This is a genomic window from Flavobacterium sp. J27 (assembly GCF_004303025.1).
In the GTDB taxonomy this organism is placed as follows: domain Bacteria; phylum Bacteroidota; class Bacteroidia; order Flavobacteriales; family Flavobacteriaceae; genus Flavobacterium.
Genome location: NZ_PJQW01000010.1, coordinates 162,442 through 189,431 on the forward strand (window position 1 = coordinate 162,442; position 26,990 = coordinate 189,431).

Consider the following 26,990-nt stretch of genomic DNA (forward strand, 5'->3'; position numbering starts at 1 on the left):
AAGTATGTCATTTGTAAACAGATATAATAATTCAGATTTACTAATCCAATCTGCTAAAGAATTTTTAGAAAGTAATCAACTTTTTAATTATTCTGTAGGTAATTCTGCAACTTATCCCACTGTTCTTAAATCTAGAACAGATGGAAGTGTTGTTTGGAAGAAAGAATATTTTCACTCAGAATGGAATAATATTGTTTTTAAAGAGATTATACAATCTATAAATTCTTCTCAACAGATAGAATATGTAATTTATGGAACAAATAATATTGATGATTATATTGTAAAGATTAATAGTAATGGAGTATTATTAGCGGTACATAAAATAGATTTAATAGGCACATCAGGAGCTTTTTTAGTAGAATCTAAAATAAACAATAATTTTTACCTTGCTTTTTCAGGATTATATGGAGGTCCAGAAGTAACTTATGGAGGTATGAGTTTAAAGCAATTAATGGTTTTGGAGTTTGATAATGAAATTAATGTAGTGAATCAGAATTATTATTACTCAGGAAGTGCATCAGAAATGATTTTAAATTCTGTAAAATCATATGAAGAAGGTTTATTAATTGTATTTGATCATAAAGGTGGAAATACTCATCTACTAGACTTAAATTATAATTTAACAGTAAAAATTGATAAGGAAATTCATATTGGAAATAATGAAAATTCTGATTTTTATAGCCATGATGTAGTAATTGTATCCAATGATTTATTAGATTATACAAGAAATAGGTATTTTATATCTGGTAGTAAAGGATCGGGAGAAATACTCTTACTTTGTTTAGATGGAACGAATCAAAATTATATTACAGAGATCCCAAATACGCGTATATCTGGTTCTTCTAATATGATTATCGTTGATAATGAGCTTTATCTTAATGTTTTTAGAGGGACTAATGAAGAGCAAGGTTCAGTAATACATAAAATAAACATTAATGATTTTTCTCGTTTACAGATTATTTGGTCAAAGACGTTTAAAATTAATAATGATTATTATGGTGTAAAAAGACTTGTAAAGTCAGAAATTAATCCCATTTTTATTTATCCAAGTTCTGACGGAGTATTATTATTTGATTCAAATTTGGAATTGTCAACATGTATAACCGTTTTGTTAAATTATACTTTAAATAGTTCTAATACTTTTAATGTTGTTAACAGATTGTTAGATACAAATTTAATTTCTTATCGAACAGATGTCATAGAAGATTTCCATGTCTTTGACAATTCTATTGAGCCAGAAAAAATATGTAGCTCTAATCTCGATCCTGACTTAGAAACATGTATAAAAGATGATGCGATTTGTGCTGAACATAATAAATTACAAGGGGCATTTAATCAATGTGTTGATGAAGTTAAGAACAGTAATTCTAACTATATTGAAAAGTTGAGTTTATTTCAAAATTGTTTTAGACAATTTATAGAAACTTTATTGCAAATTAACAGTAACTTTCCTCAATATAGTCTTGAAGAACAATTGCGGTTTCAAATAAAAGCCATAACAATTTATAATAATTTTATTGGTGATGATGGTATTGAAGATTATTATTATGATGCTCTAAGTTCAGTTGAATTTATTTTTGATTATCTATCGCAATTAGGCAATTGTAATTGCGAAAATGTTTTAGAATTATCAGACCATTCTTCTATTCAATCTGGAAATTTATATTTGCAATCAGCAGGTTCTAAAGGTCAAGATAGTACAGAAGGGATTCATTTAAGATGGGCGTTTAAAGATGCATTGTCTAACCATTTGCCAAAAGCAAATTATGCTACTACAACACATCATTTTAACAAAAATGAGGATTATGTAAAAATTTATAGAGCAAAATATGTTCCTTACATTACAAGACTTGATTTTAGAAATGCACCTCTTCAAGTAAATGAATTCGTTAATAGAAAAAACTGGATTTACAAGATTAATGGTAAAGTTTTTCATGTTCATTTCAGAGATATTGATAAATACAATCTGGTTAGAGCTAGTTTAAATCCAATTAGTAATACATTACAGTTTATCAAAAATTATGGTGATAGTGTTCTTGAGGTAGAAACTAAAAGAGTATTAAGTTTCAAAATTACACCAGTATTTCAAATTTTAAACAGCAATAATTTTGTAAAGACTGAAGTACTTTCTGTATCAGAAAATACTATTTCATCTCCAAAAGTAGCATCTTTAAGAAAGCAATATACAGTAGCAGAACTGAATGATAACCCATTACTTTCTGAAAACATAAGAAGTATTCGATTTAGTAGTAGTGGTGCACATATTGTAGTACTACAATTTGAATTTTATGCTGATTTTATAACGAATACTAAAAAACTTAGGAAATGGAATTTTCTTGGAAAATACGCATTAACTAAAGAAACGAATGTAGCCTATCAAAGATTAGAGCCAAAAGCAGATTGTTTAAAAAAATGGTTGCGATATAATGACCAAGCATTCGTAAATGTTGAAAATTATCATACAAAATGGAATTCAGAAAGTATTCCAGAACTTGAAAGAATTCTTTTTTCAGTTGAAAAATATATAGAATTGAGTGATAGTTTTAGCAACCCTACAGCAGAAGAAATATTCCCTTTTGTAGATAGTAATGATGTAGACGCTTGTAATCTTACTTATCCAAATAACGACCCAAATGAACCTGAATATGACCCATATATTCCAGATACACCTACAGAAGATACAGGAATCGTAATACCTTTTTTAGAAGTTCTTAAGTTAGGCTCTTTAGATTATCATGTTGCTAGAATGTTAGGATTAGGAACCTTGGATTTAAATCCAATGGTATTTGAGGGTGAATATATGTATCTTTCTGAATATGTTACTTTTGGAGATTTACATGACGGTTTAGGAGCACGAGAAGTACAACATTTATATTGCTCATTACCAACTTCTCTAGAAGATCAACGTCTACCTATCCCAGTAGATTTAAAAGAACCTGTTCCAGGAATCTTTTTTCCAAATAGTTATGACAATTCTGATGTAGATGAAAACGAAGAAGAATTTAATGAAAGTGAGCAAATCAATTTAGTTACCGCTGAAGGCTATTCTCAGGATGGTAAAACAAAATATTATACACTTTTTCCAGAATATGAAATTGATGAATTAGCTGATGCTCCATTCTATTACATTTCTAATGAATTTATAGCTTCAGAATATACAGAAGCTGTTTTTGCTGGTTTAGAGTATAGAAATGCAGGAGATATTAATTGGATTAAACCTGAGTTGTCACACCATCCAAACTATTTTAATATTGATACTAGTGGAGTAGCTTCTGAATTAAAAAATGAAACAGTTGAGTTAGTAATACCTGAGGAAGGTAAGCCATTATTCACTCATGCAATTAAACAAAATGGAAAGTTAAACTATTCATCTTATGGAATAAATTGGTTCAGTAGAAGCGCTCTTAGTTCAGTTGTTCATCTTGTTGAAACTGTATTGCCAACTATTAATGAATTATTACCTCCAACAAATATAACAGCAACTTTAATTCAAAAAGAAATTCCTCTGTTTTTAACATCTTCTGAAGAGCAGGGGTTATTCACGCAAAATGCAAATTTAGATAAAACATTAGTTCGTTTAACTTTTGATTATAACTATGCACAAGAATTAATTGATTATCATCAAAAAATAGATGGAGAAATTATCCCAACTTATTTTGAAACTGAAAATAGTAAAGAATTATTTGCAGAAAAAATACAAATTTTCTTTAAAGATCAAGCGCCTAATAGTGTTTCTGGAAAAATTAAATTTCTTTCAGATAATAGCAACCCTTTGTTAATTGAGTTGGATACTGAGCCATTTCCAATTTATAGCTCTGGAATAAATGATAGTATCATACCACAAACAATACCTCCGACATACAATGAAAGTTTGATTCCGATAATACAAAATGGAACAGAAAGTAATTATATTGGAAGTATTATGTTAGTTAACAATATAGAATATGTTATTCATGAAATTGATAATTCTGGCTTATATCCAAAATTTACTGTTTTTAAAGCAGATGCAAGCGGAGCTATTTTGAATATAGGTTCTTTTTCTAATCCAGAAACTGAAGTTTTAGTTCCAGAAATTGGAAGTATGTTTGTGATTGTTGAAAATATGCAAAATCAATCTAATTGGGGAATACCAACTAATTCAGGTTTTAGTGTAAACATTGATCAAAATATAATCCACCGAGAAGACGATATAATTATAAAAAATATAGATTGTAGTACAGAAACTCACATACAAAAATTTAGAGGAATCTATCAAAATGCCATTATAGAAAAAATAATGGAAAAAATTGATGAGGATGGAGATGGTCAATATGATACTGATGTAAATGGCAATTTCATACTTAAACATTTAGGATTGTATAAAATTACTTTCCCAGGGCTTAAACTTCAACAACATTCTCAGTATTATCTTGAAAGTAATCCTGGTAGTAATTCCGTTGAGTGGTATAATGGGATGGTTAGATTACATACATTGTCTGATAATAATGGTCTAAGAAAAGAATTTAAAGTAATTAAAACAGAACACATTGGCTCCACAACTGATGATTTAGTTCTTTATATTGATGATTTAGCTTTTCCAAATAATTTAAGTGATTTGGATACCTACAAAGGAAAATTAATGGCTGATGAAGTTAGTTCAATTAATCAAATGACTAATTATTATCCTGGTTATAAAGTGTATTTATATAAAGATGATAATTTAGGGTTAAATAAAGATAGTGTAATGCCTCAAGGAGATGATGAGGTGCGTTATACTGTTTTTGGATTAAGAAGTTGGGATTTTCCAAATGAGTTTCCCTATGATAATACGGAACATTTCTTTTCTAAAATGTCAGTTCCAGCATTAATGTTTGCTAATGCAGTAATAGAACCTGTTCAGCCACAAAAACCAAAAGGAGGTATGTATGCAACGCGTCCTGATTATTTTGGAAAATCATCTTATACCTTTACTACAAAATACGGGACACCAGAACAAATTCATAAACCTTATTCTGTTCAATTTAATAGAGCGAGTGATATTCAATTCTTATCTGCAATTTATAATAAAGATGTTTTAGGTTATAATGTAGAAACAGGCTTGCCTATATTAAACACAGTTCAGGAGGTGATGCAAAATATTTTCTTAAATGGTGAAGAAAATTTTTATGTAAATAGATGGAATGATTTATTGAGCTTTAATTATCCAACTGGAAATTTTGCTACTTTCGATGAAAGAACTTTACCATTACCTGATAGTCCTTCTTTTATTAATAGTATTAATGCTTTTATTGATGCTCATAATGTGTTTTATAATAATTCACCTAATCAAGTTGAACATATTTCTGTCCCTATTATAAATCTTAATGAAACAGTTATTCCAGAAGTGCTTACATCTAATGGAGATGTTAGGAATACTGAATTAAAGATTAAAGACTTTCTTAAAGATGTTTTAATGAATTGTTTTGTTCCTTTAACAGAAATTCCTGTATTGTATAATTATGTAAAGCCAATTCCTTATAAACCAATTCCTAAGAAGCAAGTTGTAAGAGATAGAAATGGAAATCTATTACAACCTACGCTTGACCCAGAATCTGATTTTGATATGGCACCAATGATGTGTAGAATAGATCCTCAAGGTGGCCAGTATGAATCTCAATTTACAGATTTTGGACTTGACGGAGCCTCTAATGCAAAATATTTTTATGCGGTAAGAGAGATTAATAATCAAATGAAAACCAGTGATTATAGTGAGGTATTGGGCCCAATAAGTTTAGTAAATACTGCACCGCCAGTCGCTCCTGAGATTATTAAAGTTATTCCTGTTTTAGAAAACAGAGTATTAGGTGTAACGCCTTCCATACAATTACAAATTAACGCTTATCCTAAAGCTCAAAATATAGCAAAAGTTTCAATTTATAGAGCTGATAATCCATCCGATGCATTATCGATAAGAACTATGGAATTAGTTAAAATTCTTGATTTAGAAGTTGAAAATTTATTAGAGGAAAGTAAATGGATTTTTGAAGATGATTTTTCAGATTTGCCTGAAGTACCATTTGGCGACCCTTTATTTTATAGATTAACTGTTTCTAGAAGAATTCGTTATAATGATAAAGAACTAATAAATGTAATAGATTACGCTCCATCTGAAGCTTCAAAATTGATTATTACTAACCTAGTTGAGAACTATACACCTAATTCTCCAATTTTAGATTATTATTCAGAACCTTTAAATTCAAATAATGACCTAACAAGAATTGTGCTTCACTGGGAAAAAACTTGTTATAAAGGGAAATATCATTTATACAAAATGAATTCACAAGGCAATTGGGTGAAAATATATGAACTAGAAACAAATGACCAAGACACATATCTACCATTGGAATTTACAGACTTAAATTCTAGTACATTATCTATCTTGGATAGTGAAAATAATTCGATATATCATCATTTTAAAATTATTACCGAAAATACTGCAGGTATGATGAGTAGCGAAGAAAATATTTTAACAGTTTATAATGAAGAAAACTGGAAAGATATTGGAGGAATTGGAGATATGATTGTAGGAGGAACATTTTATATAAGATAAATAAATAAAAATAAATTATGGCAACAAAAAATAGAGGAGAATTAAAATCATATTTTGAAACAGGTAAAAGGCCAATTCAAGAAGAATTTGAAGATTTGATTGATAGTAAACTTAATATTGAAGAAGATAAAGCTTCTGATGCAGAGGCTCAAAATGCTCTAATTGATAATAAATTTTTGACTCCTAAAACCGCAAAAAAAAGTGTTGAAGCTTTTGCTCCTGTAAAACAAGTAAATAATATCACACCTGATTTAAATGGTAATATTGTTGTCACAGATATAAATGGAACAGCTTCATCAATAACAGGTGTTATAACTAAAAACCAAGTTACAGGATTAGAAACTGACTTGAATAATAAGCAAGATGTTTTAGTAAGTGGAACTAATATTAAAACGATTAATGGACAAGCTATTACAGGTAGTGGGGATTTATCAGTATCTGGACCAGTAAAATTAATTGGTGTTCTGTCTTCAAATTTTACACTTGCTAATTCAAATGTGTTACAAAACGCATTTCCAACTTCAAGCGATGCATTTACTTTATCGGCAAATAAGACTTATTTTCTTAAAGGGAAATTCTTAGTAGGAAATGGAACCATAAGCCATGCTACATCAATGGGATGGCTTGTAGCATCAGGGTTAAATATAACATCTATGGAATATGTAGCTAGACTTTTTTCATCTACATTAAACGGAATAGCTACTACCGTCTCAAATGTTCAAGTTAGTGGAATAGGGAGTAAAGTTTTGAATGCTGCTAATACAGCAGTTACCACAACCATTGAATTTGAAGGAGTGTTGAGATGTACTACGGGAGGTATTTTAACTCCTCAATTAGCTTTTTCTACAGCACCAGGAGGTACTAATCAAATGAAAATAGGCAGTTTTATAGAACTTACTGAAATTGGCAGTAATACTGTTGAAACTGTGGGTGCCGTAAATTAAAAGTATTTATTCAGCTGTAATTCAATTAATTTAGGAAATTAAATAATAAGAGGAAAAAATAATTAGTAACTTTATAAAACAAAACCTGCTATTATAAAATTTAATAACTTAATTGATATGAAAAAGACATTCTTAATTTTATTCTTTATTGCAGGAATCTATTCAAGTGTATATAGTCAATGTTGGAAATCCATTACGGCAGGCAATTCTAATTTTTTTGCAATAGCTGAAAATGGTACGTTATGGGCATGGGGAAGGAATACATACGGCGAACTTGGAGAAGGAACCAATAGTCAAAGGTCGACTCCAGTTCAAATTGGAACCGATACTAATTGGAAAGAAATTTCTGCAAGTATAAATCCTATTGCATCTTTTACACTAGGTGTAAAAACAGATGGCACATTATGGGCATGGGGAAATAATGAAAGAGGGCAGTTAGGAGACGGGACATTACTAAATAGAAATTCTCCTGTTCAGGTAGGATCTGATACAGACTGGAAAACTGTTACAGCTGGATTTACTCATTCAATTGGCATTAAACAAAATGGAACCTTATGGGGTTGGGGAAGTTCAGAAAGATTTGCTTTAATTGGGTTTCCAAGTGGTATCAATGTTTTAGTTCCTGAACAAAGAAATATGGATACAGATTGGGTTCAAGCATCAGCTCATGATAGAGTAACTGTTGCTGTTAAATCAGATAAAACGGTTTGGTGTTGGGGTTGGAATCATGATAATTTTTTAGATGTTCCATTTGGTTCGGTTATTACAAACAATATTCAATATCCAGCTAAAAAAAATTTTAGTACAAATGTTAAGTATACAACAACGGGTGACCGAAGGTCTTTTGATGTGAATGAAAATAATTTAGTGATAAATCCAAATGATCCACTAAATAACAATCCTGCATATGTGAAGCATTTAGATACAGGGAATAGTACCCTTGTATACATTCCATTAAATAATGGTACTTTAAGGTCTGCAGGTTATCGTTTAGGATCTTCAGGTCAAACTTCTGGGGATTTTCAACTAAGTTCAGCAAATAACTGGAAATTAGTTAGCGTTGGAGGTGAAAGTGCTGGAGCAATAAACAATAATGGTGAATTATATGTGTGGGGTTCAAATTTTGATGGGCAACTTGGAAACGGTGGCTCAGGTACTTCATCAATATTACCTTTACTTGTGTCTTGTCCTAGTGTTTTAAGTAATGAAAAGTTTACTACTGAAACATCTATTAAGGTCTATCCAAATCCTATTAAAGATAAATTAACTATTGAGTCAATTGTTTCCATTGAACGTATCGTTATTATTGATGTATTTGGGAAAGAAATTTATAATGAAATTACAAATGATACTAATGTAGAAATTAATTTAAGCCGACTTGATCAAGGTGTATATTTTGCTTTAGTTTATGCCAATGGTATTCAAAAGCCAATAAAGATTATTAAAAATTAAAGTTTTATACTGTATAGACATACAAAAATATTTTTGCATAGAAATACGATTTAAGTTAAACTAATAAAAGAACTGTTTAAGAATAAACAGTTCTTTTATTAGTTTAAAGTTCATTACATTTTTTTGGTTGAATTAAATTATTATAATCAACCTCAAATAATTCGGCAAATTTAACAATTGTAGATAGTTTAGGCTCTTGTAAACCTTTTTCATATTTTCTTATGTTTTCTCTATCGATTCCAAGAGCAGCACCCACGTCCATTTGAGACATTTTTCTTTCAATTCTCAATTGTTTTATTCTTTTTCCAAATAAAACTACAATTTCTGGTATAGGATTTTTTCTTTCTCTAGGCATTATGCAAAAATCATCAAAATGCATAGTTTATAAGTGATTGTATTTTAGGGATTGTATGTATTGCATTTTTTATTATATTTGAAATGATAAATTTCAATATATCTCCAATGAAAGAAACTGAAAAAATCAATTACCAAATATTAGAACCTCTTCTTAACCAAATTTTATTTGGAAAATCAGATAAACCAGTATTTGATAATGGTAAAACAGATATATGCAAAGATTTTTTGCAAACGAGAAGTAATTATGAAAAGGACAGTTGGATAATAGAAAAATATATTGGAAAGCAAACCGAAATTATTTTGAATAATTTTTCAAAAGAAGATAGATTTTCCACTTTTAAAATCATAATAGCTGATCCTCTCTATATTGATATAATAATCTTTCAAGCAAAAGTTAATAATAATGGTATTAGTATTAGTAATATTGAAAATATTAGAGAAGAGATTATTAAACAATTATTTATTTATATTCAAAATGACAACGTCAATTTTTACATTAAAAGATTTTTTGCTCTCTATTTTGAAGAACTATTTTATTTTGAATATGTTTATGATAATCAAATTACCGAAGATGAATATTTAGAAATTTATTCGAGAAATACCAATCCAAAAACTTTAGTTTAATTAAAATAGATTTTATGATTTCTGTCAATGAAAAATTAATTGTTACCAAGCAAGTAAATGAAATAATGTGTCGGTATGCCAAGCAAATCTTACTAAAAGATTTTTTCTACCACTTTTCATTTACTCACTTTTCAAAAAGATTTAATAAATTAAATACAGAAAATGTTAATCCACTTTTAGAAACTTTAAATTACCATCAAGGAGATTTTAATTTGGATACGCTACCCGAAGTAATAAATTATTTAAATTATTTTTTAAATAGTTTAGATGAGCAGGATATGATGGCATTATATTTTTTATCATTGAATGAAAATTATTTTAAGTATAATGATGATTTTATTAAGCAAGAGTTTCAAGAGGATGAAGATTTATTTGAAATAAAATTAGGTAGAGAATTTGCATACAAACTTTATGAACCTGAAAAAAGCGGTTTAAGAGATGATGTAGAAAAAATGTTGTTGAAGAAAATTTCGAGATTGGCAAATGAATTAGATTTAAGTATAATTACTGATGAATCAATTGAAGAAATTTTAGATGTAATTGAAACAATATCAAGCTAATTTAAAAGTAAAAACAATATTAAATAAATCAAAAGGACTTCTATGATGAAGTCTTTTTTTGTTCCATTTTAAAAATAGAATTGATAATTTGTTCAGAAATAATAATTTTTAGGTTGTCATGAAGCAAGCCATGTTTTTGATAGCAAAAACTGCTCCCTTCGGTCTCATGGCTTGGCAGGGTTACACCCCACACCCCGTTAAATTAAAATTGATTTTTTTATTTAAGGTTATAAGATAAATCTAAATTTTGTTATTTTAATATTTAATTTAAATTCAACAGTTTTTAACTCTTCAAGATAAATAAGATGTTATGTTTATTACTCGTAAACGAAGATTAAATTCTAATTAGACAATTTCTTTTTTTAAAATATTTATTTATTTTTGATTTACTTAAAATAGAAGATTATCAAAGCAATACAGTTTAAAAATTATACACATTATACTTATAGTTATATTTTAAACAAGTATAAAGACAATGAAAATTTGATTCAATTTACTCCAGATGAATTAAAGTCTATTATTTCATTACTATTTGCCATTCAATATCATGAACATGATGATAAAGAAAAAAATAAAGAAGTCAAAAAATATATTCTTTATGAAAAGCATACTATTGTAAATACGACTCGGCAATTTGGTAGATTAGTTTTAGAAAATCTTGAAGATTTTAAATTAAGCTATTTAGAGTCGATACTAGGAAAGGAATATTATTTAAAAGAGATTTTAACTAACAATGATATCTTAGAATTTACAGATATAGTTTTATTAGATTACATGCCTTTAAGAAGTTTTGAATATGGGAAACTATTTTTACAAAAATTCACAAAGGAAGTTGTTAACGAAAATGAATCTAATCTTAATCTGCAAAAGATTCAAAATATTTTAAAAAAAGAACAGCAACCATTTAAGAAAATAGGTGAGCAATTAACTAAAGCAAATGAGTATAGTTTTTCTCTTCAAGAAAATATGTTGCTTGCTTTTACACTTAAACAAAAATTAATTGATACACGATGTAGTTCTTTGGAATATGGTTTAATCAGTAAAATTGCTAAGCAGAAAATCGTAGATTTAGTCAAAAATTTAGCAATTTATAAGAAAGTATTAAGTAAAACCTATTCATTAAATTGGAATTTAGCTAACGGTAAAAATAAAGGTAGAGGAGGGCCAAAATTATAATGACTTTAAATGAAGTAATTGAGATTCTTGAAAAATATGATAAAGTGAATTATAGTGTTATAAGGGAGGACTTAACATTTAACTATAATCAATTGCAATCTTTTTTTAAGGATTTAAAAGAAGTTGCAAATAAACTGAATGGGGTTACCATAAAATCCAATTTATCAAGAAGAAGAGCTTTAATAGTAATTCTTCAAGAAGAATATTTTGAATTGAACACTTATGAAGCAAAAAATATAGATTTTAATGTTATTGAAGAAATATCAAAACAACGGTTTAATCAAAAGAATAGAGATAGAACAAAGTTTAATTCGCCTCAAGAAACGCATCCTAAAAATGCTTTTAAATACTATGGTGATGATATGAATAGCTTTCGTCATTATATGGAAGCGATTGAACTGTTAGCTTGTATGTCAGATTTTTATATTGATGGAAAAGAGGCTAGGGAAGACATAGTGCAACTTTACGAAAGATTACAGGTTTAGAAAATTCTACCGTACACTCTACTTGTACGATAGCCTTAGATTTTAAAATTAAACCCATTTAAATTTGTTCAATGAAATGAATTTAAGTGGGTTTTTTAGTTCATGTTATCGCTATCAAAAACCTAGTAAAATGTAATTATTATGGCAAGACCAAAGAGTGATGTGAAAGCATTAAAAGTTTTTCAAGTCAATATAAGATTAACTCTCGACGAACAAATATTTATTGAAAGTCAGGCTAATACTTATGGTATTTCTGTGGTGCAATATGTAAGGAGAAGGTCTTTAAATAAGCAATTACCAAAGCAAGCTATTTCACCGCTTAATAGAGAATTTTTAGTTGAATTAAGTCGCATTGGGAATAACATTAATCAATTAACAAAAAAGTCAAATCAAAATGCTATTGATAGAAATGATATGGACAAAGAGTTAAATCTATTAAAAGAAATGCTATACCAAATAAAAAGTAAAATTTTAGAATAGATGATTGGTAAACAAATAAAAGGAAAAGATTTTTATGGTGTTTTATCTTATAATCAAAAGAAAATAGATAAAGGACAAGGGTGTGTTTTAGATACCAACTTAGCTGCCAACTCAGTTCTAATGCAAACTAAAGAATTAAATGTAATTAGACAATTGCGCCCAAATTTATCTAAAGCTGTTTATCATACTTCTCTAAGTTTGCCCTATTCCGATACACTTTCGGACCAAGAGTTTACCTATTTAGCCAAGGATTACTTTGAAGGTATGGGCTTTGATGATAATCAATACATTATTTACAAACATACCGATCAAGATCATGCGCACATTCATATTGTAGCTAATAGAGTAGCTTTCTCAGGTAATGTGGTGAGTGATAGTCAAGATTATAAAAGAAGTGAAGCATTAATAAGAAAGTTAGAATTAAAATACAATTTAACGGTATTGGAAGAAAGAGAAGAATCTAATGTGCTATCTAAAGGCGAAATTGAAAAATGTTTACGAACCGGTGAAGAACCTGAAAGATTAGAGCTACAAAGAATTATTAATGAAATTATAAAATATAATGTTTCACTTTGTGAATTTGAAAAGCAACTTAAGGGCAAACAAATAAATGTGAAATTCAATTCAAGCAAGCAAGGTGTAATATCTGGTATTTCTTTTGAGTACAACGGAAAGACTTACAAAGGAAGTCAAGTAAATAGAAAACTATCCTGGAATACTTTAAAAACAAAATTTGATGAACAAGACAGAGACCATTCAATTATTTTCCAAAGTACTGGAAGAATTACAGAAAATCAACAAAAGACAAGACAAACTCTCAGAACAACTGAGCGAGTCAACCAAAACAATAATCAAAAACCAAAAAGTAATTTGGGAGAAAATCAACAAAAAAGAGTAAACAAAAAACCATTCATAAAATTTAGAAGAAAATAAATTACAATGAAAGCCGAAACAGCATATAACGTTATACAAGCTCTTCCTCAACAGGAAGTCGAAAGGCTGTATAAAATGTTAGGTGTTGTTACGGCTACTTTTACTACTACAAAAAAACCGAAAAAGAAACCGCTACTCTCAGATGCGGAAGCAACTGAATATCTTTTGAGGAAGTTGGGAAGGATTTAATAAAATTATAAATAATACTTACAAAATGATATTTATCCCTATTTTATGACTTAATTTTTAACAAATTTAAGTTGATTATATTGCCATTATCATAATATTTATTTTCTGTAATAATTGAATTAAAATATTGTTGTGAAGCTCTTAAAATATTCTGATTATTGATGTTTGTAATTAAAAATGGAACTATTTCTAATCCTAGAAATTCCTCATTTTTTTCAATACGTTCTACATCTTTAATTAATTTACTAAAATGTTCTTTAATCTTACTTATAAGTTTTTTTTCGGTTGTATTGTTCTGTTTGTACATTTTAGTTTCAACTATAAAAATTCTATTACCATCTCTAAAAATGCAATCAACCTCAATATCATTTAAGAATTTTTTATTTATTTCATATTTAATTCCATTTAAATATAATTTATTTTGAAGTGCATCAAGAATTAAGCCATCATGTTTTTTTACAATTTTGTATATATCTTCGTGTAATTTATAAGGTACAAAATAGGTAAGTTCATTTGAACAAACAGGACATTTTAAATCTTTCAGTTTTTTTGGATTTAATCTTAATTGGAATACACCTCTATATGTTAATGGATCACAATGTGAACATTCAATAAAAGCATCGTCTTTTGAAGGTGCAATAATTTTTGAATCATAGAGTTCTCCAAAAAGCTTAATTCTAGATTGGAAATTATCTTCAGAATTTAATGTGTTAATTAAAATTTGATTTGTATTATAAAGATTTTTATAAGAATGATTTACATAGAGTTCTTTAACAAATTTAACTCCTTCAAAAAATGTATTTATAGTATTTTCATTTATTAATTCATTGTTTTTACTAGGAATTAAAGAATTTCCAATACTAGTCTCAATTTCTTTAAAAGAATTTAAATTTTTTCCGATAAAGCCATATTTTTGAAGGAATTCTATTGTTTTAACTTCTCTATTTTCTTCATCAGCTGCTACTTTTAAAATAAATGATAAGAATTTTAAAGGTTTTTTTTCAATATCAAGCATTAATCTTTCTATTGACTTTTTAAATTTTGAGTCAAAGAATTGTTCTATAAGAGGTTTAAAATATTCAATTTTCTCGTTTAGTAAACTATCAATTTCTACATTGTAAATTTCACTTCTAGTTTTGATTGTATCAAAAAATTCATTTTGATTATCTTGTGCATTAGAAACTATAATTCTATTGGTTGAAAATGTGAATGGAGATTTATCTTCACCAAAAGTTTTTGTTTCTAATAGTTCTTCTTTTGAAAGTAAGAACAAGTTTTGACATGATGGATTATTCCAAAACAAATGATAGAATTTATTTTTTATAATTGACATTTTGAATTACTATTTAAATCAAAGAATCTTTAATGGTTTTAAAATTTGCTAAAGTGCTTTCAATATTTTCAATAATATCTTCTAATAACATTTCTGGTTCTGGTAAATTTTCTATATCTATCAAACTATCATCTTTCAGCCAAAAAATATCTAAATTAGTTTTATCTCTCTCAATAATTTCATCATAAGAATATCTTCTCCAACGCCCTTTTGTATTTTCAGTTGACCATGTCTCGGAACGTTTATTTTCTGAACCAATATTATAACAATCAATAAATTCTTTCAAATGTTTAAACGCAATTTGATTGTTTTTTGGAGTATGATGAATATTGGTTCTATAATCATAAAACCAAACTTCAGATGTTCCATTCTTTTTTACATTTTTCTTTTTTTCAAAAAATAAAACATTTGATTTGACGCCTTGAGCATAAAAAATTCCTGTTGGTAATCTTAATATTGTATGTAAATTAACCTCATCAAGCATTTTTTTTCGAATAATTTCACCTGCTCCTCCTTCAAAAAGAACACTATCAGGCAATACTACTGCAGCTCTACCGTTTTCTTCTAACATTGATACAATATGCTGAAGAAAAGCTAATTGTTTATTACCGGTTGTAACCCAAAAATCTTCACGTAAAAAATATCCATCTTTTTGTGCTTGGTTCTTGTCTATTGTTGGTATATCGCTACTACTTCTACCAAAAGGTGGATTTGCAAGAACAATTTTTACTCTTGGAATTTCTTTACCAACTTTTCGCGGATTTAAGCTGTCAGAAACTTGTATATCGGGTGTTTTTTTTAAGTCTCCAATTCCATGTAAATATAGATTCATTAAACATAACCTCGCCGTTGCCTTTTCAATTTCCCAACCATGAAATGTTTCAAATTTTAGAAAATTTTCTTTATCCACTGTTAACTTATTATTTTCACGTATATAGTTTAGTGCACCTAAGAAGAAACCTCCTGTACCGCATGATGGATCAGCAATTGTTTCCATAGGTAAAGGCTTTATACATTCGACCATTGCCTGTATAACTGGTCTTGGTGTAAAATACTGACCAGCACCGCTATTTTCTGCATTTTTTTGAAGTAACGATTCATAGATTTCCCCTTTAATATCTGCATTTGTAGAAGACCAATTTTCTTCGTCAATTAAGAGTAATAATTTTTTAAGCTTGACGGAATCATGAATTTTATTTTGAGCACCAGCAAATATTTTTTCAAGCATACCACCAGATTCAGCCAATGTTTTTAATATTTCTTCATACTGTTCAAGCAATTCACCCCTTGAATTTTCTACTAATTTTTTCCAGTCACATATTGCAGGTAGATTATACTTTGTTGTATTCTCATCAGCCATTTTAAGAAAAAGCAAATAGGTTAATTGCTCAAGATAATCATTGTATCCTAAACCATCATCTCGTAATGTATCACAAAATGACCAAATTTTAGTTATTAAATTATTTGTTGACATATTTTTATATTTCTGACATTATTTTCTCTTTATCTAAATCAAAATGAATATAAGAAAAAGGAAGGTTAATAAATTTTTTAATGTGAATTAAGTATTCTTTTAATTCTGTGGATGGTTCTACATGAGAAACTAACACAATGCTTTCCGCTTCATTTACATTAGGATATAAGCAATACTCTAGTAATTGCCCTAAACCTTCTCTAATTGAAGAACGCAAGCTATTATATGTTTTTATTTCATAAAAAACAAAACCTGTATTTGTTTTTCTGGTTATATCAATTCGCGAAGCTCCATAAGCTGTACATTCTCTTTTAACTGCATTTTTACCATATTTGTTTTGTAAAAATTGTAGGAATTTTTTTTGTAGAAGGTTATGTTTAAATTCTAATTCAATATCTTTTCTGTTTTTCTTTCTTTTTCCTTTTGATTCAAGTTCTGCTTCCTCACTACCTGAATTATCAAATGAAAATTTAGTTTTGATGTTTTGTTTAATTTTTTCTGTTATATCATTTTTAAAATCCATTAATAAATATCTACTCGATGGAATTTCATTAGGATTTTCTACTAAAATTAAATCATTAGGTATTTCATTTATTTGTGATGCTTTAAATTTAATATTAAATAACTGCTGCGCTCCTTCGTCAATCCATGTGTCTAACTGTTTTGAATCTAAACTAAGATTATATAAATCTGATTTCATTTCATCATACCAACCTTCATTTTTGTAATGAACTAATACTTTTTCAGATTCTTCAGTATTAATAACTTCTACATCTTTTAGTGTTGTTACCCAATAGTTTTGATTTGAATCAGAATCTCTAGTATATAATAAAAGGTCAAAAAGTTTCGCTTGATATTTAGTTCTAAATTTATGGATAGGCTCCAGAAATCCATATTTATAACCATCAATTATTTTATTTCCATCAAAAAGCCATTCCTCGTGCCCAAATCCATTCTCTTTTTCAAAACTAGGGTGTTTTGATTTTCCTGAAAGACCAGATGGCTTTATCCAACCATTATTATTCCATGTTATTCTACAGATTTTAGATTCTTTAGACAAAATTCTCTTTAAATGATTATGATTAGATAAATGTTTATTTATGTATGCTTTACTCTCCTCAATAAGCTTATCCCAATTATATTCATCTATATTATCAAATGAAATTTTTGGCCAACTCCAATTTACTATTTCCTTATATTCTTGTAATAATTTAATTTTATAATCTGGCAGTCTCTTAGTAGTTTCAAAATAACCATCAAGTTTGTACCCAATAAATTTATTAGATCCATTAACCTCGACATTAAAAAAAATGTCTTTATCCTCACCACTGTAAATTCTTGGCCAGAAATAAGGTTTTATTTTAGCTACATGACCATTTAACCAATTACCATCCTTGCGAAGTTTAAAGTCATCAATTAACAATTGTTCTGCCCAATATTTAGCTTTTGCAATTATTGGATATAATTTTTGTCCATAATATTTATGTTCGGAATTAGCTTTTCTATAGTCTGTATTAACGATTGAGTTGTAAAATGCTAATTCTTCTTTTGTAAAAAAGTTATACCCTCCTTCATAGTATTTAATTTCAAAACCTAAATCTTCAATATATTTTCTTGTTATATTGTTTGATTGAAAGTCAAGTTCTTCATTAGTAGCTAATTGATATGCTAATCTAATTAAATATTTGAACGGATATTCCTTATCATTCACTATGACATAATATTGACTCCAAACAAATTTTTTAGGGATTCCTAGTTTATCAATTATTAAAGAAGCTTCTTTAATGCGTATGTCGTTGATTACCTCTATGTTCATTATTTAGTAGAATTTACTATTCTATTGTATAATTTCTTAATTGAATTATAAAAAAGCTGGTTATCACAATTAGCTAAATATTCAAATAATGGGCCTTTAATTATATTTGCTTGGTCATACCATTTTCTTCTAAATCTTAAGCCTAATCTTTGTAATTCAATTTTTATAGTATCGGTATTATTTAGATCAATTTTATCTTCAATACAGTCAGTTACAAAATCTTTTAGCCAAGTTTCATAACTTGGAATTATAAAGTCTACTAGATATCTTTTTTTTATATTAAAAATATCATCCCAGTTTTTAGTATTATCGTTATCTGGATTTAAAGATATTGACCATTTCCCATTAGGGTTTTCATTGTCTGTTTGTGGTATTATTGAATTTACAAAATTTATTGTTACTGCTATATGATGGGTATATGGGTATATAAATGCTCTTCTAATTCCATTTGGTAAATAAAGAACATCTTTAGGGCCCTTATTTTTTGAATTACAATCATGACACATTGGTGCCAAATTTTTAGGATTAATAGATACTAATGGATAAATTGCTTTTGGAGCTAAATGATCATAATCTTCTCTATAAGTTTTATGTAATGGATGTACGCCACAAAAAGGACAAACTTTATATTCAAGAGCATTATAAATTAGTTCATAATGCTCCTTAATATTCCATCGATCGTATTTAACACAAGTAAATAAAAAATCTGCTAAATCTTTAAATGTATTATTCCCAATCAGATTTTCAATATTTATAGTTTTGTATATGTTGCAATCAATATTTTCATTTAAAAATAAACTTTCAATATCTTGAGAATCAGATAAAATTGTTAAAAATTGATTTTTTGAAACCTCAGGAAGCAATTTGAAAGTATCGAAAAAAGATTCAAATTTTACTAATAATGTTGGTGATTCTCTTAAAATATCAACAAAATCAGGATGAAAATACGCTTCTAAATCAAAATTATTATTTTCATTAGTTTCTTGTATGGAATTTACAAATTGAACCAAATAATCATTGAGATGACCTAAAGTGTGATTTTCTGGGTATGTATATTGAAATAACATATAATCTTATTTATTTTCAAGCATATCTAATCGTCTGTAAAGAGTCATAATTTTAGGAGAGTCTCCTAATTTATTTATTCCTTCTTCTATTTCTTTAGGATCTTCACTTTTAAGAAGCATCTCTATGAATTGAGCAGAATCTTCTGACATAGAATCATCTAAATCAAAAGCCATTTTTAAAACATGATTAAATGAAGCACCAAATGTTTCTAGTTTAGGAAACTCAACTTCAATCTCATCTTTAGATTTTCTTTTAAAAATATAAACAAACTCTTTAGATGTATCAGAAATAATAAAAGGCGAGTGAGATGTAATGAATAGATCTTGTTTTCTTCCTTGGGTTATTGAATTTATCTTGCTAATAAATAACCTTCTCCATTTTGGATTAAAATGCGTTTCCGGCTCATCAAGAAGAAAAAGTGCATTCTCATCTTTGATCATTAAAAGTGTGCCGAGAACATTAAAAAATTGATGCTCTCCATCGCTTAAACTCAAGTAATCAACAGTCTGTCCATTAGTTAATCTTAATTTTAATTCAGAATACTTCAGAACCTTATCTTTGTCAGGTACTTCAGGCATTTTTGCAGTTAATTTTCTTTGTGCTCTTTGCGATTCTATACTTTTCCTTGTAGCTTTATCAATAATTAAATTATTTAAAATTTCAAATTTATAAAGCGCACTATACAAATTATATGGAGTTTTAAAGAAGTATGCTAATGCTTCTTTTGAAGCACTATCTAATAAAAAATCAAAAGTATACCTGTTATATTTAACAGAATAATCATAGCATGTTGAAGATTTTTTTAGTTCATTCAACCATTTTTTTAATTCCGTAGTTAATATAACCCCTGTTTCTCCTGAATCAGAAACTAATTTAGGAGCAGCTGGCTGCATAGTTTGAATTACTATTTGAAAACTTTTTATCTTCTCAATATTAAGTTCTTTCTTAACTTTAGTTAAAGGATTATTCGCATCTGTGTTTTTTTTATCAATATCAAAAACTAAGTTACTGATTGCAATACCTAAATTGGTATTATAATCCATAAAATAGAATCGTGGCTCATAATCCTCTTCTTTACTACCACCAAATGCGCGAGTAGCAACGAAATCAGCATAGACATCATAATAAGACAAAAATGGATTGCTAATAGTTTCATTAGATCCTGATGTATAACCAATTATCTTTGAAGGCAAATAAGTATTTAAATCATCAGAATCTACAAGCTTATCATTTCCATTTTCTGTAATCTTAAATTTTGGAAGTTTGTTTTTATAATTATCATATAAAACATTAACTTTTACATCATTTTCTTTAATGTTTAATGAATATTCTATTTCAAAAAGTGCTGGTGAAGTTAACTTTTTAACCGGATTTATAGATCTACAAGAATTATCTAGGTACAAAAATATTTCGGCAATTGTTTCAAGCAATTGAGATTTACCTGACCCATTAATTCCTATAAAACAATTTGTATTAATATAATTATCTCCATTACTTGGAAAATTTAGGGATATTCCATTCATTAATGGTCTATGTTTAATATTAAAAATATTAATTGAAGTTAATTTCATTTTAATACTTGGTATTTAATTGTTTCAACATTTTCATCAAAAAAAGATTTTAATTTATCCCCTTTCTCAAGAAGAGCGAATAATTGCTTCTTTATTTCATCATAAGGCAAATTAGTTTTAGCCTTTAATTCATCATAATTAAATTCATCGTGATTAAACTCACTTTCAATTATTTCAATTAAAGATTTAGCCATTTTTATTTTTTTTTTAGGTGTTTGCTTCTTTTGTTTTCTTAATGCTTCCAATCTATTTTTTTTCTCCAAAACAATCTTTGTAAGTAATTCAGTTATTGGTCGATCTTCTAAATTTTGGCTAACTAATTTACCATTAAATGCCATTTTTAAAATTACTTTTTTTAAGATTTCAGATTTAATGTGGCTATTATTTATTGTTTTTTCAAGATTATCAATTAAAGAAAGAGCCTTTTCTAATTCCGAAACAATTTTTTCTTGCTCTTTTAAATTGCACAATGGAAAAACAAATTTTTCAATAGAGGAGATACCTATATTTGCTTGTGTTGTTTGTACAATGTATTTTTCTATTTCACTTTTTAAAACAGGTGAAAGTGTATATAAATACAAATACTTTGGATTTATTAGGTGTGGAATTGTTTTGATAATTGCACAAGAATATGATATTAAAAATTTCTTATCTGTATTAACCAAAACATTTTTTCCGATTGTTCCATATCTTGGAAAAATAATATCATTTAAATTTGGTTTTATTTTTTTTGATAATTCAAGATAGTCTTCTTCGGAAATCAACTTTGTGTTTGAGAAATTTAAAGTTCCATTTTCATTAATATTTCCAGTGGATAAATAAGGTATTCCATAATTTTGACTTTTCGGCATCTTATGATTGATATCTCCAACTTTATATACAACATCAGCAATTCTAGTCCACAACCAATTGTCAGGCAAGACCTTATAATCACTCACATCTTGCTTATCGACTTTTAAACTTTCCTTGAGCTTTGATGGTTTAGTAGGTTTCTTGTTTAACTTACCTAAATCACTCCAATGTTTACAGTTAACTTTCCAATTGTTTAATTCTTCTTCATAAAATCTCAATTTCTCAGCTTTGATTATTTTTAATAATTCTTTAGCTGGTTTTATATTATTTTCACTTCTCCAAAACTCACTTAATTTACCCTCAAAAGCATGCTTTAGTAATGCTTGTCGAAATATATTGAGCTGATTTTGAATAAGCTTAAGGTTTTCAATTTCATTATCTAAAGCACTAAAAAGTTCATCAATTTTTAATGCAATTCTAATTTGTTCATTTAATGGAGGAACAGGAATTTTTATAGTTGATAAATTTCCTCTAGATATTCTTTTTCTGGTTGTACCAGTTTGCATTTTTTCTATTTGCTTTCTTATTTGTGGGGAGTTTATAAAATGAGTAAGATATCGGCTATCTACGCCGTTTTGTCCAGTTCTTATTATGGCAACATCAACAACTGTAACATATTTTTCTTCATCAGTATAAGGGAAAACACAAGCTCTTCCTAATGGATCTGGCATTCTAGCTACTAAGATATCACCCTTCTTTAAAAATGTACAATTAAGCTCTAAAGCTCTTTCTTTTGTCATATATCTATCGGAACGATTTCTGAAAAAACCATCTCCTATATCTGCTAGCTGAATTAACCTAACTTCTCCGTCTGGGTTTTGGTCTTTGGTTTCAATCCAATCACCGTCTTTGAATATACCATCCTTCCCATCAATTAATTCCTCAATTGTAGCAACTGACCATCCTGTGGGTAAATTATATTGTTCTTTTAGTTCTTTCATTTTTAATCCTCTAAATGATTTTAGAAATCATGCGACTTAAACTAGTAGTTAAGGCTACTACTGAGATGATTATTAAATTTTACTAATTATTTTTTCATTTATTTTTTGATATGCTACATCATTATGGTACTCAATATCTGGTCTAAGAATCGTAAAGATGTCGTTTCGAAATTCATCATCTTTCATTTTTTCTTCCATATTTGCTACAAACATTTTACTCGTTGGATTTACTCCATCAGAAAAATTGATGTATTCTTTATAGCATTGGATTAACTTACCTTCATCAATTTCAAGATTTGTTACTGCTAAATCTAAATCAAAGAGGTCTCTTCCTTTTCTTCTTTGATATAATGCTCTTAATTTAGTTCCTAATAGTTCTTCAACGTGATAGGTGTTAATCATGCATTTTCCAGAAAACCAACCATTATTTACTTCAAATGGTACTTGTTGCAATCCTAACACAGTGAAATGTTCCCTACAATTGATTTCAATTTTTAGTCTCATCTGTATTATTGGTGGAATTTCCGTTTCAAAGCGATAGGTTGCCGTGTTGTTATGTACACTTGTTTCAATATTTCTTTTTGTACCTAAGAATGGTGCCAAGACTTCTCTAATTCTTGCCAAAATAGGTTTTATAGGACCTGTTTTTATTTGCACTAAATCTATATCTTCTGAATATCTTGCTTGAGGCTTTAGAAATAGTTTGTGCAAGGCTGTTCCACCACGAAACGCTAGGTTTTCATTTAAAAATGGGTCAGCAAATATTTCTACAATTGCTCTTTCAATGATAAGATCTTGTTCAACTTGTCCGTTCTCTGGCCAAGGTGCAAACTCACGCCATTCTTCTATATATCTTTTTGGAATCATAAATCGCTCTCGATTTTAATATTGTTTATAATACGCCATTTGGTATTAGTAATTCCTTTTTTATTTTTCCCTGGCATTAAGGGTATGTTTACTCCTTTTTTATCTGCTATTGTATTATAAACAACTTGACCCAGTTTTTCATTTTCAAGTTCATATTCTAATAAATAACCCAATCGTTGAACGGCTGCAATTTGTGAATAGTTTTTAGCTGTTTTTGCTAATGAACTTGGTTTTATTACTTCTACTAATTCTTTTAAAATAGTAATCACACGATTCATTCCTAGTTTTTCAACATAGTAAAGTAAATCTAAAGCTGTCAGTTCTGGAGAAGAAACATTTATATATCCGGCTTCCGTTTTTACTTTTTTAATATCTTCTTTGTTCCACTCATTTTTTACTAAAAAATTTATTTTTAGCTTTTTATTTTTAATATCTCGTAAAGCTGGCTTCTCTGTAATTACGAATGTTTCCATTGTTTGTTGATGTGATGCTCCGTGAATTGCAGCTGCAGAAATTAAACCCAAATAATAGTTTTTCTTTAGCGATACCATCATGTCATCTAGATACATGTTACTTGGAATTACACCATATCTCGAATATTCTGCTGGAAGTATAGTATAGAAACCTTTACGTATTTGAACAATCTTATTTTTTACTTTAAGTCTATATAGGCTTTGAAGAATTGCTTTATCTGTTACTTCTAATTTATCTTTTAGTTCTTCAAGTGTGAAAGCATATCTTCCTTTAGCTCTTACACTGTCTATATATTCTTCTAAATAATTATATGTTTGAGTTCCTGTTTTCACTAGTGTATTTTGTTTGCTATTTACTACACAATGTGTAGTGTTACGCAAATATAATATATTATATGCTAAATAGTATATTTTATGGTTAAAAAATATACTAAATGGTTTACTAATTTCCGTATATAAATTATTTAATTAAATTAAGATAAGAAAGAACTCAGGAAAAACACCTATTGAAAATAAAGAAATCTATTATCAATATTTAAAAATTAATAGAGTTTATTAAAATATGTTTATATTTTTTTAGTAATAAATAATCTTTTTATTTATAAAATTTATATTCATGTTTAATTTATACTATAGTATTTACAAATACTTCGAATAATCATCAGGAATATAAGCGTTTATCTCTCTTAAATATTTACGTAAAGCAGTTTTTGTAGTGTGTCCTGTAATTGACATAATGGTTGATTCAGCTTCTTCTGGAGTCATTTCCTTTATGAAAGTATTGTAGAGCTTGGTTATAAAAGTGTGTCTAAAACTATATAATCCGTAATCTTTACTTAATCCAAACTTCTTTTTCACTTCTAAGAAATAATCTGAATAATCATTTCTTCGGCTAGTTTCATTGGCTTCCCAATATTGTCCAAAATCTTTTCTACCAAATAAATAAGCGTCTTTGGGGTAGTTAGATAAATCAGGAATCTCATCAATTAAGAGTTGAGGAATTCTTTTTAACTGAAATCCAGTTTTGGTTTTAATTTTTAAAATTTTATCCTTTAAATCGATATCAGCAATTGTAATTCGATTCACTTCCACTGGTCTTAAAAAATTGTAAGAAATGAATTTTACATATAAAGACAATAACTTGTTGTTTTTATCTAAATACGTAAAAATTTTTGACTCTTCAGCACTAGAATAGGACTTGTTCTTTTCAGGATTCGTTTTAAGTATAGGAATGTTTTGAACAAAGTTTTGTGTTATAATTTCATTTTGTTCTAAAGTTGAAAAAATAGTACTAATATCGGCACGAGTATTGTTCCTGTTTTTAGCTGAAGTAGCAATTAAAATTTCATTCAAATAAGTAGTTACAACCTTTTTATTCACAGAATCAATTAATCGATTCTTAAATCCATTTTCATTTAACCATTTTTCAAAGCGTTTTATTCTTCCTTCAAGTCCTTTATAAGAGGTTAGAGCTAAAGTGTTTTTTTTAATGGTAAGAGCAAATTCAAAAGCATCTTGAATCGATTTTCCTTGTTGCTCTTCATCAAAACTAAATTTGTTTTCAGGATTATAAGGATTGAAACCATCTTTTAAAAGTACCGATAAATTACGCTGAATAGTTTTCAACCATTCAATACGTTCTTTTTTATCAAAATGTTGCGGAGCATAAATGTTGTTAGGATATCTTTCCAAAGGGCTATCTATTATTTTTCTAAATGAAAAATAAACATACCAACGCTTGGATAAATCTCCATTTGCGTCATATAGTTTAGGTTCCGAGTATCTTTTCTTTTTTTTCAAATCGTGTTCAAAATCGTGTTCAATGTACAAAAATTTCAATAAATTAGACATAAAAAATGCGGGATTAAATTGCTCTAATCCCGCATAAAATCTAATTTTACGATTTTTATAAACCTTGTAGCGAAGACGGGAGTTGAACCCGTGACCTCAGGGTTATGAAAACCAACTTTGAAAATATGTGTATTGATTTTCAGTAACTTATGTTTTGTTTTTAACACTTAAAACAGTAAATCGTATGCGTTTTTGTATTCCGAAATTGTGGTTATTAATTGGTTTTATTTCTCAAATGTTGTGCCAAAATAGAATATCTTAACTCATTTTTTTACGAGCTATTATATTAATATCTTTATTTGAAAGATATTTCGATTCAACATCAAAGAAAAGAGTATTTATCATAGCTAATCCAATATTTGTTGATGTGGTTACTCCACTCATTTTCTTGAGTAGAGGAAACAAAGGACTCATTATTTTGTATGTTATATTCAACCATCCAGTTCTAGATTTTGTGCCTTTTTCAGGAATGATTAAACCAGGTCTAAACATATATACTTTTTTAAAGCCTTTTTGTAAAATGTAGTTCTCGGTTTTACCTTTAACCCTTGCCCACATGACATTTCCTTTTTCTGATGTATCAGTTCCAGCACCTGAAATATAATTGAATATCATATTAGGGTTGACAGAGTAGAGGATATCTACAAATGCTTTTGTAACGTTGTAGGTAATCTTGGTATATTTTTCTTCATCCATTCCTACAGCAGAAACACCCATGCAATAAAAACATGCATCATATTCATTTAATTGTTCTTTAAGTGTATCAATATTCGAAAAATCATTCAAAACAATTTCCTCTACCTTGTCATGTTTTACACCAAGTGGTGTTCTATTAATAATGAGGATCTTTTCAATGTTTGGATTTTCTATACATTCTTGTAATACGGCTTTGCCTAACATTCCTGAAGAGCCGGTTATTATTATATTTTTCATCTTTTAATTAAATTATACTTCCGTAGATAAACAACAATACCAT

At 28.1% G+C, this 26,990-nt stretch carries 21 protein-coding genes; 10 read left to right on the plus strand and 11 right to left on the minus strand.

The genetic code is table 11. From position 1 onward, the window contains the following. Positions 1-4: 4 nt before the first annotated feature. The 3 genes from CX675_RS14410 (at position 5) to CX675_RS14420 (ending at position 8,964) form a co-directional block, all read left to right on the plus strand. Complete coding sequence (locus tag CX675_RS14410) at positions 5-6,568, plus strand: hypothetical protein (RefSeq protein WP_130735948.1); 6,564 nt, start codon at positions 5-7, stop codon at positions 6,566-6,568. A gap of 17 nt (positions 6,569-6,585) precedes the next feature. Then, positions 6,586-7,512: a hypothetical protein gene (locus tag CX675_RS14415; protein WP_130735949.1), complete on the plus strand. Its 927-nt coding sequence runs from the start codon at positions 6,586-6,588 to the stop codon at positions 7,510-7,512. Between the two features lie 117 nt (positions 7,513-7,629). Continuing rightward, positions 7,630-8,964, plus strand: coding sequence for a T9SS type A sorting domain-containing protein (locus CX675_RS14420; protein ID WP_130735950.1), 1,335 nt, complete (start codon positions 7,630-7,632; stop codon positions 8,962-8,964). Positions 8,965-9,067: 103 nt separating this feature from the next. Here the strand turns inward: CX675_RS14420 and CX675_RS14425 are convergent, their stop codons facing one another. Next, a complete protein-coding gene (locus CX675_RS14425) occupies positions 9,068-9,319 on the minus strand; it encodes a helix-turn-helix domain-containing protein (RefSeq protein ID WP_165396058.1) in 252 nt (83 codons plus the stop codon). A 107-nt stretch (positions 9,320-9,426) separates the two neighbouring features. On the opposite strand from CX675_RS14425, the gene CX675_RS14430 reads away from it, so the two are divergent. The 7 genes from CX675_RS14430 to CX675_RS14460 all read left to right on the plus strand — a co-directional run bounded on the left by CX675_RS14430 (position 9,427) and on the right by CX675_RS14460 (position 13,768). Beyond that, positions 9,427-9,945 carry a hypothetical protein gene (locus CX675_RS14430; protein ID WP_130735952.1) on the plus strand — a complete coding sequence of 173 codons (519 nt, stop codon included), beginning with the start codon at positions 9,427-9,429 and terminating at the stop codon, positions 9,943-9,945. 14 nt (positions 9,946-9,959) lie between these two features. Next, a complete protein-coding gene (locus CX675_RS14435; protein WP_130735953.1) occupies positions 9,960-10,505 on the plus strand; it encodes a hypothetical protein in 546 nt (181 codons plus the stop codon). Positions 10,506-10,988: 483 nt separating this feature from the next. Next, complete coding sequence (locus tag CX675_RS14440; RefSeq protein WP_130735954.1) at positions 10,989-11,681, plus strand: hypothetical protein; 693 nt, start codon at positions 10,989-10,991, stop codon at positions 11,679-11,681. Then, positions 11,681-12,166 carry a hypothetical protein gene (locus CX675_RS14445; protein ID WP_130735955.1) on the plus strand — a complete coding sequence of 162 codons (486 nt, stop codon included), beginning with the start codon at positions 11,681-11,683 and terminating at the stop codon, positions 12,164-12,166. Before CX675_RS14440 ends, CX675_RS14445 begins: the two co-directional genes overlap by 1 nt. Before the next feature lie 141 nt (positions 12,167-12,307). Next, positions 12,308-12,646 carry a plasmid mobilization relaxosome protein MobC gene (gene mobC, locus CX675_RS14450; RefSeq protein ID WP_130735956.1) on the plus strand — a complete coding sequence of 113 codons (339 nt, stop codon included), beginning with the start codon at positions 12,308-12,310 and terminating at the stop codon, positions 12,644-12,646. After that, entirely contained in the window at positions 12,647-13,579 is a 933-nt protein-coding gene (locus CX675_RS14455) for a relaxase/mobilization nuclease domain-containing protein (RefSeq protein WP_130735957.1), read from the plus strand. Positions 13,580-13,585: 6 nt separating this feature from the next. Then, entirely contained in the window at positions 13,586-13,768 is a 183-nt protein-coding gene (locus CX675_RS14460) for a hypothetical protein (protein WP_130735958.1), read from the plus strand. Positions 13,769-13,811: 43 nt separating this feature from the next. Here CX675_RS14460 and CX675_RS14465 read toward each other — a convergent pair whose 3' ends face one another. The 10 genes from CX675_RS14465 to CX675_RS14510 form a co-directional block, all read right to left on the minus strand. Beyond that, complete coding sequence (locus tag CX675_RS14465) at positions 13,812-15,101, minus strand: hypothetical protein (RefSeq protein ID WP_130735959.1); 1,290 nt, start codon at positions 15,099-15,101, stop codon at positions 13,812-13,814. A gap of 13 nt (positions 15,102-15,114) precedes the next feature. After that, positions 15,115-16,575, minus strand: a complete 1,461-nt coding sequence (locus CX675_RS14470; RefSeq protein WP_130735960.1) for a class I SAM-dependent DNA methyltransferase — start codon at positions 16,573-16,575, stop codon at positions 15,115-15,117. A gap of 4 nt (positions 16,576-16,579) precedes the next feature. Continuing rightward, on the minus strand, positions 16,580-18,391 hold the full coding sequence (locus CX675_RS14475; protein ID WP_130735961.1) for a hypothetical protein: 1,812 nt from the start codon (positions 18,389-18,391) through the stop codon (positions 16,580-16,582). Continuing rightward, complete coding sequence (locus CX675_RS14480; protein WP_130735962.1) at positions 18,391-19,458, minus strand: hypothetical protein; 1,068 nt, start codon at positions 19,456-19,458, stop codon at positions 18,391-18,393. Before CX675_RS14480 ends, CX675_RS14475 begins: the two co-directional genes overlap by 1 nt. Before the next feature lie 6 nt (positions 19,459-19,464). Then, the gene (locus CX675_RS14485) at positions 19,465-20,982 is read right to left on the minus strand and encodes a restriction system-associated AAA family ATPase (protein WP_240723648.1); all 1,518 of its coding nucleotides are present in this window, start codon (positions 20,980-20,982) and stop codon (positions 19,465-19,467) included. A gap of 44 nt (positions 20,983-21,026) precedes the next feature. Next, a complete protein-coding gene (locus CX675_RS14490; protein ID WP_130735964.1) occupies positions 21,027-22,823 on the minus strand; it encodes a restriction endonuclease subunit S in 1,797 nt (598 codons plus the stop codon). A gap of 72 nt (positions 22,824-22,895) precedes the next feature. Beyond that, positions 22,896-23,690 (minus strand): nucleotidyl transferase AbiEii/AbiGii toxin family protein, encoded by a 795-nt coding sequence (locus CX675_RS14495; RefSeq protein ID WP_130735965.1) that lies wholly within the window; start codon positions 23,688-23,690, stop codon positions 22,896-22,898. Then, positions 23,687-24,496 carry a type IV toxin-antitoxin system AbiEi family antitoxin gene (locus CX675_RS14500; protein WP_130735966.1) on the minus strand — a complete coding sequence of 270 codons (810 nt, stop codon included), beginning with the start codon at positions 24,494-24,496 and terminating at the stop codon, positions 23,687-23,689. Before CX675_RS14500 ends, CX675_RS14495 begins: the two co-directional genes overlap by 4 nt. A gap of 306 nt (positions 24,497-24,802) precedes the next feature. Next, positions 24,803-26,014: a tyrosine-type recombinase/integrase gene (locus CX675_RS14505; protein WP_130735967.1), complete on the minus strand. Its 1,212-nt coding sequence runs from the start codon at positions 26,012-26,014 to the stop codon at positions 24,803-24,805. Between the two features lie 258 nt (positions 26,015-26,272). Beyond that, complete coding sequence (locus tag CX675_RS14510; RefSeq protein WP_130735968.1) at positions 26,273-26,947, minus strand: NAD-dependent epimerase/dehydratase family protein; 675 nt, start codon at positions 26,945-26,947, stop codon at positions 26,273-26,275. Positions 26,948-26,990: the final 43 nt, after the last annotated feature.

Bases quoted from the DNA above. Each gene is read 5' to 3' on its own strand.
- CX675_RS14475 (WP_130735961.1), bottom strand. From the start codon at position 18,391: ATGAACATAGAGGTAATCAACGACATACGCATTAAAGAAGCTTCTTTA.
- CX675_RS14480 (WP_130735962.1), bottom strand. From the start codon at position 19,458: ATGTTATTTCAATATACATACCCAGAAAATCACACTTTAGGTCATCTC.
- CX675_RS14470 (WP_130735960.1), bottom strand. From the start codon at position 16,575: ATGTCAACAAATAATTTAATAACTAAAATTTGGTCATTTTGTGATACA.
- CX675_RS14410 (WP_130735948.1), top strand. From the start codon at position 5: ATGTCATTTGTAAACAGATATAATAATTCAGATTTACTAATCCAATCT.
- CX675_RS14490 (WP_130735964.1), bottom strand. From the start codon at position 22,823: ATGAAAGAACTAAAAGAACAATATAATTTACCCACAGGATGGTCAGTT.
- CX675_RS14455 (WP_130735957.1), top strand. From the start codon at position 12,647: ATGATTGGTAAACAAATAAAAGGAAAAGATTTTTATGGTGTTTTATCT.
- CX675_RS14465 (WP_130735959.1), bottom strand. From the start codon at position 15,101: ATGTCAATTATAAAAAATAAATTCTATCATTTGTTTTGGAATAATCCA.
- CX675_RS14505 (WP_130735967.1), bottom strand. From the start codon at position 26,014: ATGTCTAATTTATTGAAATTTTTGTACATTGAACACGATTTTGAACAC.
- CX675_RS14495 (WP_130735965.1), bottom strand. From the start codon at position 23,690: ATGATTCCAAAAAGATATATAGAAGAATGGCGTGAGTTTGCACCTTGG.
- CX675_RS14460 (WP_130735958.1), top strand. From the start codon at position 13,586: ATGAAAGCCGAAACAGCATATAACGTTATACAAGCTCTTCCTCAACAG.
- CX675_RS14425 (WP_165396058.1), bottom strand. From the start codon at position 9,319: ATGCCTAGAGAAAGAAAAAATCCTATACCAGAAATTGTAGTTTTATTT.
- mobC (WP_130735956.1), top strand. From the start codon at position 12,308: ATGGCAAGACCAAAGAGTGATGTGAAAGCATTAAAAGTTTTTCAAGTC.
- CX675_RS14485 (WP_240723648.1), bottom strand. From the start codon at position 20,982: ATGAATGGAATATCCCTAAATTTTCCAAGTAATGGAGATAATTATATT.
- CX675_RS14430 (WP_130735952.1), top strand. From the start codon at position 9,427: ATGAAAGAAACTGAAAAAATCAATTACCAAATATTAGAACCTCTTCTT.
- CX675_RS14420 (WP_130735950.1), top strand. From the start codon at position 7,630: ATGAAAAAGACATTCTTAATTTTATTCTTTATTGCAGGAATCTATTCA.
- CX675_RS14415 (WP_130735949.1), top strand. From the start codon at position 6,586: ATGGCAACAAAAAATAGAGGAGAATTAAAATCATATTTTGAAACAGGT.
- CX675_RS14435 (WP_130735953.1), top strand. From the start codon at position 9,960: ATGATTTCTGTCAATGAAAAATTAATTGTTACCAAGCAAGTAAATGAA.
- CX675_RS14445 (WP_130735955.1), top strand. From the start codon at position 11,681: ATGACTTTAAATGAAGTAATTGAGATTCTTGAAAAATATGATAAAGTG.
- CX675_RS14510 (WP_130735968.1), bottom strand. From the start codon at position 26,947: ATGAAAAATATAATAATAACCGGCTCTTCAGGAATGTTAGGCAAAGCC.